A 15,506-nucleotide genomic window follows, 5' to 3' on the forward strand; every position below is an offset into this window, starting at 1 on the left:
ATATAAGACCTTGCAAGGCTTGATGGTGTTACCCCGCGCCGAAGCAAACATTCCCTCCCCCTCACGCCAACGTGAGAGGGAGGGGTTCTATCTCGCAACGGCCACCAGCCGGGTCCGGCACTACGTCTTCCGAGGGACCTACTGCGGACGCGCGGACGTCACTCGGCTGCGCCAGCGGACTCGAGCGCCGGGTAGTCCGTATATCCCTTGGCCCCGCCGCCGTAGAAGGTCGCCTTGTCAGGCGTGTTGAGCCGCGCGCCGCGCTTGAAACGCTCGACCAGATCGGGATTGGCGATGAACAGTTTGCCGAACGCGATCAGGTCCGCCTCGTTGGCCGTCACCACCTTGTTCGCGAGTTCGAGGTTGTAGCCGTTGTTGGCGATGTAAGCGCCTTTGAAGCGATTGCGCAGCGAGTGGTAGTCGAACGGCGCGATATCGCGCGCGCCGCCGGTCGCCCCCTCGATGACGTGGATATAGATCAGCTTCAACGCGTTGAGGTGATCAACGATGTAATCGAACAGCGGCTGCGGATTGGAATCGGAGATATCGTTCGACGGCGTCACCGGCGAGATGCGGATGCCGGTGCGCTCCGCGCCGACTTCGGATGTCACTGCCCTGGTGACCTCCAGCATCAGCTTGGCGCGGTTTTCGATTCCGCCGCCATAGGCGTCGGTGCGCTTGTTGGTGCTGTCCCTGGCGAACTGATCCAGCAGATAGCCGTTGGCGCCATGGATCTCGACGCCATCGAAGCCGGCGGCAATCGCGTTGGCCGCGCCCTTCTTGAAGCTGTCAATGATGCCTGGAATTTCCGACAGCTCGAGCGCGCGAGGTTCTGAAACGTCCGCGAAAGTGCCGCCTACAAAGGTCTTGCCATTGGCTCGGATCGCCGACGGCGCCACCGGTGCGCCGCCGTTCGGTTGCAGCGAGGTATGCGAGATGCGGCCGACATGCCATAGTTGAAGGAAGATGCGCCCGCCTTGCGCGTGCACACGATCGGTCACTTTGCGCCATCCGGCGATCTGATCCCTGGAATAGATGCCGGGGGTATCCTGATATCCCTGTCCCTGCTGTGAAACCTGCGTGGCCTCGGAGATCAGCAATCCTGCAGAGGCCCGCTGTCCGTAATATTCAACCGCCAGGGGATTGGGTACGAGACCCTCCAAGGCGCGGTTACGGGTCAAGGGCGCCATTACGAAGCGATTGGAAAGCGTAATCGAGCCAAGCTTGAACGGTTCGAGGAGTTTGGACGTGCTCATGTCAGTGATCTCGGCGAGGGAGGAAAGGAAGCGGGACTGCTATCGACGTGTGCATTCCGGCTGGCCGTGGCAAGCCGGTCGCCATCACGAAATCGAAAGCCGGCATGATTTACCCGAAATTGGCGTCTGATGATAAGGATCATCCTATTCGGGGACCTATTTTGGAAGGCTCAACTCCACTTGTTGTCTGCGTGTCGGTTGCGGCTCAGGCGACGCCCAGAAAATCCCGCTTGCCGATCTCGACGCCGTTGTGACGAAGAATGCCGTGGGCGGTCGCGGCGTGGAAGTAGAAATTCGGAAATACAAAGCGATTGAGGAATTCCTGACCCTTCAACGTCAGGGTTCGCTCGGGACCTGCCGGGAAAGTGACGTCACGGCTGTCCGCGCCTTCGAATTGCGCATGCGTGAATTTCTTCAGGTAGTCGCTGGTCTTGGACAGCCGCTGCCGCAAATCTTCAAATGTCTTCTCGGTGTCCGGGGTTGACGGCACATCGATATGGGCGAGCCGGGCGCAACCCTTGCCGGCGAAATCGCAGGCGAGCTGGATTTGCTTCGACAGCGGCAGCATGTCCGGATAGAGCCGCGCGCCGAGCAATACTTCCGGTTGGATATTCTTGGTGGCGCAGTGCGCCTCCGCCTTGGTGAGAATGCCGGAGAGACTGCCGAGGATCTGGAGAAAGGCAGGAACGGAGGCGTCGTAGAAGGACATCTTGATGCTCTTTCGTGGCGTGGAATTTTTGCAGCCGAACGGCGTGTGCTACAGATGGGATGAGTTGTAGGACAATACAACTCTCCCGATGACCGGCTCGGATATTATCTGACCGGCTGCGCCGCGGCTGCCGTCGCAGGCTGGGCGCGGGGACCGCGCATCCGCGCCAGCAATTCGGCTGTCGGCCAGGAATCGGCCGGCAGGCCGTATTTGATCTGCATCGCCTTCACCGCGCTGCGGCTCTGCTGGCCCATCACGCCATCGACCTTGCCGACGTCGTAGCCGGCGCGCACCAGGAGCTGCTGCAGTTCGCGCAACTCGCTGAAAGGCAATTGCGCAACATGCGCGGTCGGCCGCTGCATCGGTGGCGCGCCCGCGATGCGGGTGGCGAGATAGCCTGCGGTGGTCGAATAGATCAGCGAATTATTCCACTCGGTATAGGCTGCGAAATTTGCGTAGGCGAGAAATGCCGGTCCCGCGCGGCCCATCGGCAACAGCAGCGAAGCCGCCATGTCATCGTCGGGCAAGGGCCTTCCGTCGGGATATCTGACGCCAAGCTGCGCCCATTTCGAACGTGGCAGGCGGATGGTGAGATCGGCCTGATCCCACGGAAAATTGGCGGGCGCGCTCACCCTTACTTCCTGCAGCCACGGTTCGCCGCGCCGCCATTTCAAACCGTTGGCGATGTAATTCGCCGTCGAGCCGATCACATCCTCCGGGCTGCTCAGGAGATTGCGGTGGCCGCCGTAGTCCACCGCATAGGTGAAATAATGCGTCGGCAGGAATTGCGTCTGGCCGAGTTCGCCGGCCCACGAGCCGATCATCTCCTCGGGCGTCAAATCGCCGCGGTCGACGATCTTCAGCGCGGCGATGGTCTCGCCTGCGAAGCGTTCCGAGCGCCGGCAATCATAGGCGAGCGACACCAGCGAGCGCAGCGTCGGCAGGTTGCCCATATTGGCGCCGAAATCGCTTTCAAGCCCCCAGAACGCCGCGATCACCGCAGGCGGCACGCCATATTCCTTTTCGGCGCGCGCAAAGGCGGACGCGTAGGTCCTGATATGCGCCTGGCCCTGCTGCATCCGGTAGGGCGCGGCCATGCGGCCGGAAAATTCGGTGAACACCTGGCCGAATACGCGCTGGCCGCGATCGCGGTTGACGATGCCCTGGTCGTAAACGAGATAGGGCGCGGCCTCGCTGATCGCTCGCTGCGACACGCCATCGGCAAGCGCCTGCTGTTTCAACTCCGCCAGGAAGCGATCGAAGCTCGCGCCGTTATGGCAACTGGCCGCACGCGGAACGACCGCGCGGGCAGTTCGCGCCGGCGCGGGAAATCCCGGCGCCGCGGATTGCGCCCACGCGGTGCTTGCGAGCATCGCAAGTCCGATCGCGCCAGGCAGCGCCCGGAGTTTCATTGTTAGCCGCATCACATAACCTGCTGAATTTCCCCCGAAGGAACTTCCACTAGCATCCTTTTTGTGCCGCCGCGCCGAAAAAAGGGCTGCCAAACATGACAGCCCAAAACCCAAACATGGTGGATCATCCAACCGGATCGTTCAATTGGGCAGGCCTGCCCCGCAGCGGCTGAAGGCTGGGCAATAGCTGCCCGCTCCGAAGCCGGCCAGCCCCCGTCGGGTTCCATAGTAGTGCGGATGGTAGAACCGCCGGCTACCCCATTCGCCATGACGCCAGCCGCCAAATCCGCGGACTCCCTCAAAACGTCCGCTGTGGAAACCGCCATCATGGTCAAACGCCATCGCGTTGGCCGTCATCCCGGTGGCGAGTGCAAGCGCCATTGCGCCCGCAAGAATTCGCTTTCTCATCAGAACCTCCTCAACATCTTGAAGTCACTGTTGAGCCAACAGCCGTGCATCCGCGCCATTGCCACAGGAACGCGGAATATCGCCTAAAATAACAGGTTGCGGCTTCGCGCCGCCTACCGCGACCAGGCGTCGATGGGCGTGCCGTAGCCGGAATAGCTGCCCGGCGGTACCGAGGTGAAACCTAACGGACCAAGGCTGTAATAGCGTCCGCCGTAACTGGGCCCGGCATCGCGGTCGCCGTAATAAGCGCGGACGAGGCGGTGGCTGTGATGCCCGCTTGCGCCGCGATGGTCGGAAGCCGTCGCTGACGTCGTCGTTCCGGCGGCGAGAACAAGCACTATTGCGCCTGCAAGAATCGGTAATTTCATCGGATTCTCCTTTCCCGAACCAATCGTTCACAACGATTGTGGTTCCGCCTCCGACTCGATCGGCGGCAGCGGGTCGCCGTGGATCTTGGCTTCGAAGCCGCGCAGCCGTTGATAGATCGAGATCAACTCGACGATCGTGCTCCAGGAGTTGATCAGATATTGGAACGACTGCCGCACCTGGGTAAACGCGTTCAGGATTTGCTGGAACGGGCCCAGCGTAAGCTTACCGGCAACGACAGTGGGTATCAGTAAGATGTAAGGAAAGACAACGTCGGTCTGCAAATAGACGATGCGGCCGACATTGAAATACAGGAAGTTCAGGTAAAGGCGGAAATAATTTCGACGAATGTCCGCGAAAAGCATCGCCAGCGTCTGCGGGTCAGCTCGGGTAGGGTCGTCCTCGCCCAGCACCAACTCCTTGCGGTAAGCCGCTTCGACGCGCTGGTTATGAAACTCGATGCCAGGCAAGCGAATGCCGATCAAGGCGAGTCCGCCGGTACCGATAATTGACCAGATTATTGCTGCGATAACGAGTGGATAGCCGATTGAGCCAATCAGAGGCAGCTCGGTGATGTTGCTTGACAGCCGCAACAGCACAGGCAGGAATGCTATTAGCGTCAACACGGCGCTGATCAAGTTGACACCCAAACCCTCCGTCGTGGTTGCAAATCGCATGGTGTCTTCCTGCACGCGCTGCGATGCGCCTTCGATGGTGCGCAGGCGCGGCCAGTTGGCGACATAGTAATCGTTCATCGCGGTACGCCAGCGGAAGATGTAATGGCTGATGAAAAATCGCGTCAGCACGCCGACCACGACCGCAACAAACGCAATACCGGCAAAGATTGACAATGAGCTGTAGAACTCCTCGGCGGTTACCGTTCTCGATTTTGAAAGGGCGGCCTGCAGGAGATCGTAGAATGGCCCATACCAGCTGTTGATGGCGACGCTAACCTGGACCTGGAAGTAAGACGTGAACAGGATCAAAGCCGACCCCAGGATCGACCAGATGGCCCACGGATGCGGCGAGAACACCATCCAGAAGCCGGCAAAGATCGCAACGGCAATGAAAAAATAGAGGTCGAACCAAAGCTGCGACGCAGACCAGAACAGCGATACGCCGATGGTGTTCGACGGCGCGACCAGCCCGTCCGCAAAGCCGTACCACACCGCCATCGACAACGCGGTCCAGATCAGCGCCGACCAGAAGAACATCTTGGGGCGAGGGAAGAACGAAACGAACATTCGGGGTATCCATTTTCGGGGGGCTGGACGGGCGGAGATTCAGGACACCATAGCGGCTCAGGCGGATAAGCCAACCGCCGCTATTTTTGCGTCAATGCGAGGCTTGCCGGTACTACTCACAATTCTCGCGCGTTGGAGAACGCAAACGACGACATCCGCCGCGTGTTTTCGTCGAGGATCAGCGTTCGCGTGATTGGCGGCTCGGCGCGCTGGCTGCAATTCTCGCGCTCGCAGAGCCGGCAATTGACGCCGATCGGCGTGCCTTCCGACGTTTCCAGATTGAGCCCGCTGGCATAGACAAGCTTGGAGGCGTGGCGGATTTCGCAGCCCAATCCGATCGCAAAGCGCGGCTGCGGCTGCGCATGTGGCGCTGCCGGACGGCGCACCACTTGCGCGATCGAGAAATAGCGTGTGCCGTCCGGCAATTCGATCACCTGGCTCAGCAGGCGATCCGGCGTGTCGAAAGTGGAATGCACGTTCCATAGCGGACAGGTGCCGCCGAATTTCGAGAACGGGAAGGTGCCGGAGGAAAACCGCTTGGAGACGTTACCGGCATTGTCGACACGCAGCATGAAGAAGGGCACGCCGCGCACATTGGGCCGCTGCAACGTGGTCAGGCGATGGCAGACCTGCTCGAAGCCGGCATTGAAACGCTGCGACAGGATGTTGAGGTCATAGCCGAGCCCTTCGGCGGCGGTCTGAAACGTCTGGTAGGGCATCATCGCCGCCGCCGCGAAATAATTCGCAAGCGTGATCCGATAGAGTCTTCGCGGGGTATCGTCCAGCGGTCCGGCGCGGCCGACGATGGTCTCGATCGCGCTTGTGCACTCGGTCAGCCCGATCTGAAAGGCGAGCTGAAACGCGCGGCCGGGGCTGTCCACCAATTCGGAGATCAGAAGCTGCCGGCGATGCCGGTCGAAACGGCGAAGCGTCTCGCGCATCACATCGACCGGCATGATGCGGGTCAGAATCGAATGCTTCTCGCGCAAGCGCTCCGAGAGCGCGGCAAACAGTTCTTCCGCGGGCACATTCAATTCGTCGCGCAGGTTTTCCGCCGCCGTCTCGAGCTCGGGAAAATAGTTGCGATTGGCCTCGATCAAATCGCGCACGCGCTCGATCGGGTTGGCCTCAAACCGCGCGCCTTCGTCGCGGTCGGCCATTTGCGCCGCCACCATGGTTTCGCCGCGGCGGGCCTCGGTATAGGCGGCATACAGCCGTTGCAGCGCGTGCGTGACGCCGGGGCAGAGTTCGGCGAGGTCGCGCAGTTCCTGCTTCGGCAGATCGATCTGCCGGAACAGGGGATCGGAAAAGATCTCGTTCAGTTCGGCGAAGAAGCGGTCCTCGTCGGCGCTGGCGAGGTCGCGCAGGTCGAGATCATAGGCCTCCGCGAGACGAAGCAGGATCTGCGCCGTCACCGGGCGCTGATTGCGCTCGATCAGGTTGATGTAGGAGGGCGAGATACCAAGGCCTTCGGCGATCTGGGTCTGCGACAGCCCCAGTTGCTGGCGGATACGGCGAAAGCGGGGCCCGACGAACAGCTTCTTTCCGGAATCTGCTGGCATGGCGTTGTCCTGACAGCGGCCCGGTTCCGGCTAAACCCGGCCGCTTGGTATGGGTTTTACAAATAATTGGCGGTTTGACTTGCCGTTTTGTGACAAGAATTACAAAATAACTAATACTACAAGTATAAATGTTACATGACATCACCATTTAAAATCAAGCTGTATTTACGAAACAGCGAGTCTCGCGTTTATCTCCTGTCACGCATTTTGCGATGCACTGTCAAGAATGTCGAGAATGGTGAGGCCATGCTGCAGGTCCGTCGCCACCGAAAGGATTACGAACATGAACTACCAGCCACGTGGGATCGGTGATCAGGCGCTCCAGGGTCCGGCTTCGTATCAGAGTGAGATCGAGGCGGCCCAAGCGCTCCTTGACACCAAGCCGACCTGGAACGGGGTGAAGGCTGAGGCCGTCGCGCGCATGCGCCTGCAGAACCGCTTCAAGACCGGCCTCGACATCGCGCGCTATACCGCAGCGCTGATGCGGGCCGACATGGCCGCCTATGACGGCGACCCCACCAAGTACACCCAGTCGCTTGGCTGCTGGCATGGCTTCATCGCCCAGCAGAAGCTGATCTCGGTCAAGAAGCATTTCGGCACGACTGATCGCCGCTACCTGTACCTGTCCGGCTGGATGATCGCGGCGCTCCGCTCCGAGTTCGGACCGCTGCCTGACCAGTCGATGCACGAGAAGACCTCGGTGCCGGCTCTGATCGAAGAACTCTATACCTTCTTGCGTCAGGCCGACTCGCGCGAGCTGAACGATATCTTCCGAGCGCTCGATGCCGCCCGCAAGGAAGGCGACAAGGCGAAGGAGAAGGCGTTGATCGAGAAGATCGACAACTTCCAGACCCATGTCGTCCCCGTTATCGCCGACATCGATGCCGGCTTCGGCAACGCGGAAGCGACCTATCTGCTCGCCAAGAAGATGATCGAAGCGGGCGCCTGTGCTCTCCAGATCGAAAACCAGGTCTCGGACGAAAAGCAGTGCGGACACCAGGACGGCAAGGTGACCGTGCCGCACGACGTCTTCCTTGCGAAGATTCGTGCCTGCCGCCACGCGTTCCTCGAACTCGGCGTCGAAGACGGCGTCGTCGTGACCCGCACCGACTCGCTCGGCGCCGGACTGACGCAGCAGATCGCCGTGAGCCACAAGCCCGGGGACATCGGCGACCAGTACAACAGCTTCCTCGACTGCGAGGAAGTGACGGCGGAGAATGCCCGGAACGGTGACGTTCTCATCAACCGGCACGGCAAGATGATGCGTCCGAAGCGGTTGCCCAGCAATCTCTATCAGTTCCGCCCGGGCACCGGCGAAGATCGCTGCGTGCTGGACTGCGTTACCTCGCTGCAGAACGGCGCAGACCTGCTGTGGATCGAAACCGAGAAGCCACATATCGAGCAGATCGCCAGGATGGTCGATCGGATCCGCAAGGCGGTCCCGAACGCGAAGCTGGCCTACAACAACTCGCCGTCTTTCAACTGGACGCTGAACTTCCGTTGGCAGGTCTACGATGCGATGAAGGAAGCAGGCCAAGACGTCAGCAATTACAATCGTGCCGAGCTGATGAAGGCGGAATACGACGACACGCCGCTGGCGAAGGAAGCCGACGAGCGTATCCGCACCTTCCAGGCCGACTCAGCGAAGCGCGCCGGCATCTTCCACCATCTGATCACGTTGCCGACCTATCACACGGCGGCGCTCTCGACGGACAATCTGGCGAGGGAATATTTCGGCGAGCAGGGCATGCTCGGCTATGTGAAGAACGTCCAGCGCGCCGAGATCCGTCAGGGCATCGCCTGCGTGAAACATCAGAACATGGCCGGCTCCAACATCGGCGACGATCACAAGGAGTACTTCGCCGGCGAAGCTGCCCTGAAGGCGGGTGGCGTCCATAACACGATGAACCAGTTCGGCTAACGGTTAAGTTGATCAGTCTGGAGTCTGGTCCAATTCCAGACTGGTCGCGCAACAGCAACAGGAGACTGACAATGACACATGGCAGCAATTTCTGGGTAATCGGTGGCGAGTTCGGCTCGATGAACTTTCACAAGCTGGTGGAAGGCTCGGCGCAGGTCAAAGGCCCCTTCAAGACGCGCGCCGATGCTGAAAGCTGCTGGCGCGAGGTCTCGGAGGAGAGTCGTCATAAGGCCGGCGTGCGCTTTTCGATTGTGGAGGAGCCGGCACGCGTGGTGGCTTGATCGATCGAAAACGCTCAAGGACGGCCGCGGCCCTCTGCATCCCCCATGCAGGGGGCCGTTGCCGTTTGGCCACGGGTGTCCCGTGTAAGTCCCTGTGAATAAACGACCTTTGCGGACCGCTCGGTTACTGATAGGTTAACGGTATTTTAGATTGCATCAGGATGGGACGAGTAGGCCGATGGCAGAGGCACAAAACATCGAAAGCGAAGCAGCCGGCGAGGTGCGTCCGACGCGATTGCGCGATGCGCTGCGCAAGGCGCGCATCGAGGCCGCCGATCGCACCGGTGTCGTCGTGGATCTGCGTGATGCGGAAGTCGCCCGGCTCGAAATCCTGAGCGAAGCGCTGGATCCGCTGTTTGCGCAAATTCCTGACAGCGTCGATTTGTTCGACCGTGGCATCAGCCAGGGCGAGACGCCGCGGCTATGGATCGATGTGGTCGCCCACATTGTGATGGGCCGTGACAAGCGCGCCTATCGCTTCGTCCAGGACACCCGCTTCGGCCGTATCCTGCTTGCGGAGTCTCATGACGTGCCTGAGATCGTCGATGCCGTCACGGACTATGTCGCGCGCCGCATGGTGGAGCGCGAACATGCGATGGTAGCTTCCGCCGTCGCCGTGCCGGTTCGGTCTGAAGAGCCCCGCCGCCGCAGCCGGATTTGGCCGTTCGCGCTCGGCTTTCTCCTCGGTGCTGTGGCGCTGTTCGGCGTGGCACTGTACGCAAGCCTGAGCAGTTTCTAGCCGAGGCTGGGGCGTTTTCGAGCGAAGTGGAACCCGTTCGCATAGCAATCAAGTTTATGCAGATTGCGTAGACTTATCTGCGGTAGAAAACGCGTCAACAAGAGATTAGAGCCCGGTTTTGATCCAATCAAAACCGAACAGGCTCTACGTCAGCAGAACGCGTCTGATTTCCCGAACCTGACGGGCTTGGTTGATTCCGCGCACCATTTGCTGGCAGCGCCAGCCGTCGCCATCTCGTGAGATCGAAAACAGGTTGTAGGCCGCATCGGGATATTGACCATGCGCGACCGCGGATGCAGAGGGCACGCCCACCACAGGAATCGACGATCCGTTCGGCCCCTCGACCCACGTCGTGGAATGAACGTGATCGTGCCCATGCAGCACCAGTTCCACGCCATACTGCTTTAGAAGCGCAAGCAATTCAGATGAATCGGTCAGGCGCTTGGCGCGCGCGCGGGAGCGGAGCGGATGATGAATCAGCAGGACGCGAAACGCTGGCTCGGAGGCAAGGGTGGCGAGCATGGGCTCAAGCGCATCCATCTGGCTTCGTCCGAGCCATCCCGTCGCCATCAACGGCGGCGTTGGCACCGCCGAGGATACGCTGATCAGGGCCAGCGCGCCGCGGCGGCGCAGCGCCGGAAAGATATCGTCGTCCTGACTACGTACCTCGTCGCCGGCGAGATAGCTTCCCCATGCCTCAGCAAAGCGGTGACTTGTCGCGCGAACATAGGCGTCGTGATTGCCGGGAACGACGGTGACCCGTTCCGGCGGTCCGACACTTTCGAGCCAGGCCAGTGCCGGTGCAAACTCGGTCTCTAACGCCAGGTTGACGAGGTCGCCGGTGATCGCAATGTGATCCGGCACCTGTGCCCGCAGGTCGGACATCAGCACATCGACCACGTCCCGCCGATGGAAACGGTGCCGGTTGCGCGTCCAGTTGAGATAACCGAGCGCCCGCTTGCCGGCGAGTTCGGAAAGCCGCGGGGCCGGCAGCGGCGGCAAATGCGGGTCGGATAGATGCGCAAGCGTAAAGGCCGCCATCACCGGCCCCCGCTTTCATTTCCCTTCCGAAAGGCCCACATCGTCACCTCATCCTTGCTCGACGAATGTATTGGCAAGCCAGTGCGCGTGATGCAAGGATCAAACGCAACAACCGCGACTCCAGGGCTTGACGTGACAGCGACATTGCAGCGCATGCGAACAAGGTTTGAACCGGCGCTGCGGCAGGTCTTTCATCTTTACTGGCGGTTTGTGCGCGGCATGACGCTCGGTGTTCGCGCCGTCGTGCTCGATAGCGAAAATCGCGTCTTTCTGGTCAAGCACAGCTATGTCAGCGGCTGGCATTTGCCAGGCGGCGGCGTGGAAACGGGGGAGACATTTCGCGAGGCCTTGCAGCGCGAATTGGCGGAGGAGGGGCGGATCGAGCTTGTTGGCGAGCCCGCCCTTTTAGGCATCTATCTGAACAGCCACGTTTCCCGACGCGACCACGTTGCGGTCTACCTTGTAAGGCAGTTCAGGCAGGATCGCCTGCCCGAGCCGAACCGCGAGATCGTCGATTGCGGCTTTTACGAAACGCGGGCCCTTCCGGCGGAAACCACCGCCGGGACGCGGCTGCGGATAGCGGAAGCGATCGAAAACAGGCCGCCAATTCGGACCTGGCGTTAGAGAACGTTAGCGATGCGTCCTTATGATCGGGCCTCAAACCCTAACGATCGTTAAGGAATAGTTGATGAGCGCCGCACCGGAACCCAAACGGCCGCCGACGCCTCGCGGCGATCTGGCCGGCATGGCGGAGGCGCTGGCGGAATTTGCGAAATCCGAATTCACGCAAGTCCAGCCCGCGCAGCCGCGAATCGCCGTGCTGGTGCCGTGCTTCAATGAGGAAGCTGCGGTCGCAACGGTGATAGCCGATTTTCGCGAAGCGCTGCCGTCGGCTGAAATTTTCATCTACGACAACAACTCATCGGACCGCACCGTGGCGGTCGCGCGTGAAGCCGGCGCTTTCGTGCGCAGTGAACGCCGCCAGGGCAAGGGTCATGTCGTCCGCCGCATGTTCGCCGATGTCGATGCCGACATTTACGTGCTCGTCGATGGCGATGCGACCTACGATGCCGCAAGCGCGCCGCGCATGATCGATGCGCTGGTGTCGGACCATCTCGACATGGTGGTGGGCCTTCGCGTCGATCAGGCGGAAGCCGCCTATCGGCTCGGCCATCGCACCGGCAACCGGCTCCTGACCGGCTTTCTGTCGGCGGTGTTCGGCGAGGCCTTCAAGGATATTCTTTCGGGCTACCGGGTATTTTCCCGCCGCTTCGTCAAATCCTTCCCGGTATTGTCCGATGGTTTCGAGATCGAGACCGAGCTCAGCGTTCATGCGCTTGAGCTCGCGCTTCCGGTCGCCGAGATCGAAACGCCGTATTACGCCCGCCCCGAGGGATCGGTCAGCAAGCTCAACACCTGGCGCGACGGCATGCGGATTCTCAATACGATCCTGAAGCTTTATCGCTCGGAAAAGCCGCTGCGCTTTTTTACGGCGATCGGCGCGTTTCTGACTCTGGTCTCGGTCGGCCTCGCGTTCCCGGTTTTCGTCACCTATCTCGACGAAGGCATCGTTCCCCGGTTGCCGACCGCAGTCCTGTCGATGGGCCTGATGATCCTGGCCGTGCTCTCGGTCTCGTCGGGTTTGGTGCTCGATACGGTGACGCGCGGGCGCCGCGAGATGAAACTGCTCGCCTATCTGTCCCAGGCCCCGGTCGCCAAGGATTGACCGGCGAGTGTGCCTTTTGAATTTGACGTTTCTATCAATAGCTTGCCGCGACACCGATAGGAACTTCAAATTCGCCGCACGAGATGCTATCTCGCGATCATGAGCGATCTCTCTCTCACCATTCTGGCCGAAACCGTCAACGACGCGCAGGCGATCGAGCGCCTGCATGAGCGCACGTTCGGGCCTGGCCGTTTCGTCCTCAGCGCTTACCGGATCCGAGAGCACGTCGATCACGTGCTCGATCTGTCATACACTGCCCGGATAGGGACGCTGCTGGTGGGCTCGGTACGTCAGTTGCCGGTGGTCGTTGGAAGCGCGAAGGCCTTGCTGCTGGGTCCGCTCACCGTCGAGCCGCCGTTTCGCAGCCGTGGGGTCGGGCGTGCGCTGCTCGAACGCGCGCTTCGCGACACCAAGGCCAAGGGGCACCGCTTGGTGCTGCTTGTCGGTGACGAGGCCTATTATAGCCGTGTCGGTTTCAAGGTCGTGCCGGCTGGCCGGGCAACCATGCCCGGGCCGGTCGACTATAATCGTTTGCTGGTCGCCGAACTCGTCGATGGCGCATTCAAAGATGTCTCCGGCGCCATCCGCCCGGATTGGGACTTCGCACAATAGAAGTTTCGATCGGAGGAGGCCGGAGGATCGAAATCTCACAATCAATCCTGCCATCGCGCGTCTCATATCTTTTTTGAAATGCCGAGGAAGAAACCGCGGCGCGGTCCGAATTGCGGGGCGAACACGCCGATGCCGCTTCCATCCCTGATTTCGTAGATATTGTCGAACAGGTTAACAACGTCGAAGCGGATGGTCATCGGCTTTGGATCGTTCGGCAGCAGGAATTCGCGCTTGATGCCGATATTGACCTGCGTGTAACCCGGCAGCGAGGAGATATTGTCGTCGCCGTTGCGCAAGCCGCTTCCGTAGATCATGTCGGCACTCAGCTTGACGCCGCACCACGAAAATCCGTTGTCGCCGAATGCTTCTGCCGCCGTAGCCGTCCTGCCGCAGAACTGATAGAGCGCGCCGGCCGAGGCGGTGACGAACTGGTTGTGATCGGTATAGAGAAAGTGCGTCTGCGCGTATTGAAGCGCGGTCAAGTCGCCGAGGTCCGCAAGCGGCGTGGTGTTGTCGAATAGATATTGGTTCGACGCCGGGTCGCTCGCTCGCTGCTGGGCCACCGAGAGATTGCCATAGAGCTGAAAGTTGCCGGTCGTGTATTTCGCCTTGAACTCAATGCCTTCATTGTATCCGCGGGCGTAGTTGAAGGCGCTCAGCACCAGGGCCTGGCCGAACAGGCCGTTGTCAATCAAGTCAGTCGCGATCTTGTAATAGGCATCGACGCCGAGATCGAGACTCGAACAGCCTTTCCCGTCTGAGCCGCATCCGAATTTGAATGTCTGGTCGACGCCGGCGTCGAAATAGTGCGAGCGCTCCGGCAACACCGGATCGCTTTGGCCGGACAATTGGCCTGTGGTGCCGTTGAACAGACTGATATTGGCGGGTGCTGCTTCCACCAGAACCGGCGGGGTGAAGTAGCGAGCATAGCCGGCGTGGAACGTCGTGTTCTCGTACGGCTTGTAGGTGAAGCTCAACCGCGGGCTGAGCTGGTTGGCGCTGACGAACTGATCCATCTGATCGAATCGCAAGCCATAGTTCATGGTAAGCTGATTGGTCAGTTTCCACTCGTCCTGAACATAGACGCCCGCCAGCCATCCCAATTTGGAGACGTTGTCGGTGATGCCGATCGGTGCGCCGTTGTCGGAGCCGTCGCACAGCGTGCAGGGCTCGGCCAGCGACGTATTGCTGACGGACGCCTGCTCGCCACTGACAGAGAAGCCGGCACGCAGAGTATGCGAATCGCTGAGCTTGTAAGAGCCGTCGCCCGCAATGCCGTTGGTGTAGGAGATGCGGCCGACATCCGACGCAATGCCGTTGATCAGGAGATCGCCGATTGGATCCGGCGTGAAGCGCAGTTCGTTGTAACGGGTGAAATAGGACAGCTGCCCGTCGAATCCGTCGACCGATTTCTGGACCGACAGCACGCTGAACCCGGTCTTCTCGACCTGGTTTTCATTGAGCGCCGCCGAATTGAAGCTGGTCGTACCGAATGCGTTCGTGACCGGCGTTGCGCTCTGCCCGGTCGGCGCACCGGGAACGTTGGGAATCTGAAAATTGTTGTACGCCGTTCCGGCGATCAGGCTGATTCGCGTGGTTGGGTCCACGAAAGCCGACATATAGGCGAAGCCTCTGTCCTGCTGCGAGAAATCGTGAATCGCATTGTAGGCGGGCGTCGGGTTTTCAATTCCCACCGTGTTCTGAAGATAGCGGCCGGTGAAGTAGTACTGGACACCGGCAAAACAATCGGTGGCGGAGGCCTGAGCCTTGACGTAGCCGGTCGTGGTCGTCGCGGTTGTCGGGCACGTGCTGCCGAACGTGCCGCCATATTCGATGCTCGGCTGGATGGCTCCGTGGCTGCCGCCATACATGCTGATGGTGCCAGTGTTGTTGAAAAGGTCGGTGCGGGTCGTGATGTCGACAAGGCCGGTGGTGCGCAGTCCGTACTCGGCAGGCAGCGCGCCGGTAACCAGCGACAGGCTACCGATGAAACTGGTATCGAAGATGCTGCCGAAGCCGGTGACGCCGTCCGGCAACAGCACTCCGTTGATCCGGTATTGGAGGTTGGCGTGGTCGTTGCGGACATGAAGCGAGCCGCTGGCCGCCGAATCCTGCGAGACGCCGGGGGCCTGCAGCAGCACTTGTTCCACCGACTGATTGGCGCCTTGCGGCAGATCCTGGATCGTGTCGTGGCCGATCTGGTTGGAGGTGGTGCCGACGGTCGTAAAG

Annotated in this window: 15 protein-coding genes; 6 read left to right on the forward strand and 9 right to left on the reverse strand. The window is 60.6% G+C overall.

Going from position 1 to position 15,506, the window contains the following annotated elements; translation table 11 throughout:
• Positions 1-158 precede the first annotated feature (158 nt).
• The 7 genes from WB528_RS27775 to WB528_RS27805 all read right to left on the reverse strand — a co-directional run bounded on the left by WB528_RS27775 (position 159) and on the right by WB528_RS27805 (position 6,957).
• Positions 159-1,256: an alkene reductase gene (locus tag WB528_RS27775; RefSeq protein WP_423892543.1), complete on the reverse strand. Its 1,098-nt coding sequence runs from the start codon at positions 1,254-1,256 to the stop codon at positions 159-161.
• Between the two features lie 205 nt (positions 1,257-1,461).
• A complete protein-coding gene (locus WB528_RS27780; protein ID WP_423892544.1) occupies positions 1,462-1,965 on the reverse strand; it encodes a DUF1993 domain-containing protein in 504 nt (167 codons plus the stop codon).
• A gap of 104 nt (positions 1,966-2,069) precedes the next feature.
• Positions 2,070-3,338, reverse strand: coding sequence for a lytic murein transglycosylase (locus tag WB528_RS27785; protein ID WP_423892563.1), 1,269 nt, complete (start codon positions 3,336-3,338; stop codon positions 2,070-2,072).
• A 180-nt stretch (positions 3,339-3,518) separates the two neighbouring features.
• Positions 3,519-3,785 carry a hypothetical protein gene (locus tag WB528_RS27790; RefSeq protein ID WP_423892545.1) on the reverse strand — a complete coding sequence of 89 codons (267 nt, stop codon included), beginning with the start codon at positions 3,783-3,785 and terminating at the stop codon, positions 3,519-3,521.
• Between the two features lie 113 nt (positions 3,786-3,898).
• Positions 3,899-4,153 carry a hypothetical protein gene (locus tag WB528_RS27795; RefSeq protein ID WP_423892546.1) on the reverse strand — a complete coding sequence of 85 codons (255 nt, stop codon included), beginning with the start codon at positions 4,151-4,153 and terminating at the stop codon, positions 3,899-3,901.
• A gap of 27 nt (positions 4,154-4,180) precedes the next feature.
• The gene (gene sbmA / locus WB528_RS27800) at positions 4,181-5,395 is read right to left on the reverse strand and encodes a peptide antibiotic transporter SbmA (protein ID WP_423892548.1); all 1,215 of its coding nucleotides are present in this window, start codon (positions 5,393-5,395) and stop codon (positions 4,181-4,183) included.
• A 116-nt stretch (positions 5,396-5,511) separates the two neighbouring features.
• Entirely contained in the window at positions 5,512-6,957 is a 1,446-nt protein-coding gene (locus WB528_RS27805) for a helix-turn-helix domain-containing protein (protein ID WP_423892549.1), read from the reverse strand.
• Positions 6,958-7,240: 283 nt separating this feature from the next.
• On the opposite strand from WB528_RS27805, the gene WB528_RS27810 reads away from it, so the two are divergent.
• The 3 genes from WB528_RS27810 to WB528_RS27820 all read left to right on the forward strand — a co-directional run bounded on the left by WB528_RS27810 (position 7,241) and on the right by WB528_RS27820 (position 9,898).
• Positions 7,241-8,878 (forward strand): isocitrate lyase, encoded by a 1,638-nt coding sequence (locus WB528_RS27810; RefSeq protein ID WP_423892551.1) that lies wholly within the window; start codon positions 7,241-7,243, stop codon positions 8,876-8,878.
• Between the two features lie 71 nt (positions 8,879-8,949).
• Positions 8,950-9,159, forward strand: coding sequence for a DUF4170 domain-containing protein (locus tag WB528_RS27815; protein ID WP_422252703.1), 210 nt, complete (start codon positions 8,950-8,952; stop codon positions 9,157-9,159).
• A 178-nt stretch (positions 9,160-9,337) separates the two neighbouring features.
• The gene (locus tag WB528_RS27820) at positions 9,338-9,898 is read left to right on the forward strand and encodes a hypothetical protein (RefSeq protein WP_423892553.1); all 561 of its coding nucleotides are present in this window, start codon (positions 9,338-9,340) and stop codon (positions 9,896-9,898) included.
• 144 nt (positions 9,899-10,042) lie between these two features.
• Here WB528_RS27820 and WB528_RS27825 read toward each other — a convergent pair whose 3' ends face one another.
• Complete coding sequence (locus WB528_RS27825) at positions 10,043-10,939, reverse strand: metallophosphoesterase family protein (RefSeq protein ID WP_423892555.1); 897 nt, start codon at positions 10,937-10,939, stop codon at positions 10,043-10,045.
• A 153-nt stretch (positions 10,940-11,092) separates the two neighbouring features.
• On the opposite strand from WB528_RS27825, the gene WB528_RS27830 reads away from it, so the two are divergent.
• The 3 genes from WB528_RS27830 to WB528_RS27840 all read left to right on the forward strand — a co-directional run bounded on the left by WB528_RS27830 (position 11,093) and on the right by WB528_RS27840 (position 13,277).
• Complete coding sequence (locus WB528_RS27830) at positions 11,093-11,563, forward strand: NUDIX domain-containing protein (RefSeq protein ID WP_423892558.1); 471 nt, start codon at positions 11,093-11,095, stop codon at positions 11,561-11,563.
• A gap of 121 nt (positions 11,564-11,684) precedes the next feature.
• Positions 11,685-12,665, forward strand: coding sequence for a glycosyltransferase family 2 protein (locus tag WB528_RS27835; RefSeq protein ID WP_423892566.1), 981 nt, complete (start codon positions 11,685-11,687; stop codon positions 12,663-12,665).
• 99 nt (positions 12,666-12,764) lie between these two features.
• Positions 12,765-13,277, forward strand: coding sequence for a GNAT family N-acetyltransferase (locus tag WB528_RS27840; protein WP_423892560.1), 513 nt, complete (start codon positions 12,765-12,767; stop codon positions 13,275-13,277).
• Positions 13,278-13,339: 62 nt separating this feature from the next.
• On the opposite strand, the gene WB528_RS27845 is transcribed toward WB528_RS27840, so the two are convergent.
• Positions 13,340-15,506: TonB-dependent receptor (locus tag WB528_RS27845; protein WP_423892561.1), on the reverse strand; the 2,167-nt coding region annotated here is incomplete at its 5' end.

The organism is Bradyrhizobium sp. (assembly GCF_049586575.1).
In the GTDB taxonomy this organism is placed as follows: Bacteria; Pseudomonadota; Alphaproteobacteria; order Rhizobiales; family Xanthobacteraceae; genus Bradyrhizobium.

Bases quoted from the DNA above. Each gene is read 5' to 3' on its own strand.
- WB528_RS27775 (WP_423892543.1), bottom strand. From the start codon at position 1,256: ATGAGCACGTCCAAACTCCTCGAACCGTTCAAGCTTGGCTCGATTACG.
- WB528_RS27780 (WP_423892544.1), bottom strand. From the start codon at position 1,965: ATGTCCTTCTACGACGCCTCCGTTCCTGCCTTTCTCCAGATCCTCGGC.
- WB528_RS27785 (WP_423892563.1), bottom strand. From the start codon at position 3,338: ATGCTCGCAAGCACCGCGTGGGCGCAATCCGCGGCGCCGGGATTTCCC.
- WB528_RS27790 (WP_423892545.1), bottom strand. From the start codon at position 3,785: ATGAGAAAGCGAATTCTTGCGGGCGCAATGGCGCTTGCACTCGCCACC.
- WB528_RS27795 (WP_423892546.1), bottom strand. From the start codon at position 4,153: ATGAAATTACCGATTCTTGCAGGCGCAATAGTGCTTGTTCTCGCCGCC.
- sbmA (WP_423892548.1), bottom strand. From the start codon at position 5,395: ATGTTCGTTTCGTTCTTCCCTCGCCCCAAGATGTTCTTCTGGTCGGCG.
- WB528_RS27805 (WP_423892549.1), bottom strand. From the start codon at position 6,957: ATGCCAGCAGATTCCGGAAAGAAGCTGTTCGTCGGGCCCCGCTTTCGC.
- WB528_RS27810 (WP_423892551.1), top strand. From the start codon at position 7,241: ATGAACTACCAGCCACGTGGGATCGGTGATCAGGCGCTCCAGGGTCCG.
- WB528_RS27815 (WP_422252703.1), top strand. From the start codon at position 8,950: ATGACACATGGCAGCAATTTCTGGGTAATCGGTGGCGAGTTCGGCTCG.
- WB528_RS27820 (WP_423892553.1), top strand. From the start codon at position 9,338: ATGGCAGAGGCACAAAACATCGAAAGCGAAGCAGCCGGCGAGGTGCGT.
- WB528_RS27825 (WP_423892555.1), bottom strand. From the start codon at position 10,939: ATGGCGGCCTTTACGCTTGCGCATCTATCCGACCCGCATTTGCCGCCG.
- WB528_RS27830 (WP_423892558.1), top strand. From the start codon at position 11,093: ATGCGAACAAGGTTTGAACCGGCGCTGCGGCAGGTCTTTCATCTTTAC.
- WB528_RS27835 (WP_423892566.1), top strand. From the start codon at position 11,685: ATGGCGGAGGCGCTGGCGGAATTTGCGAAATCCGAATTCACGCAAGTC.
- WB528_RS27840 (WP_423892560.1), top strand. From the start codon at position 12,765: ATGAGCGATCTCTCTCTCACCATTCTGGCCGAAACCGTCAACGACGCG.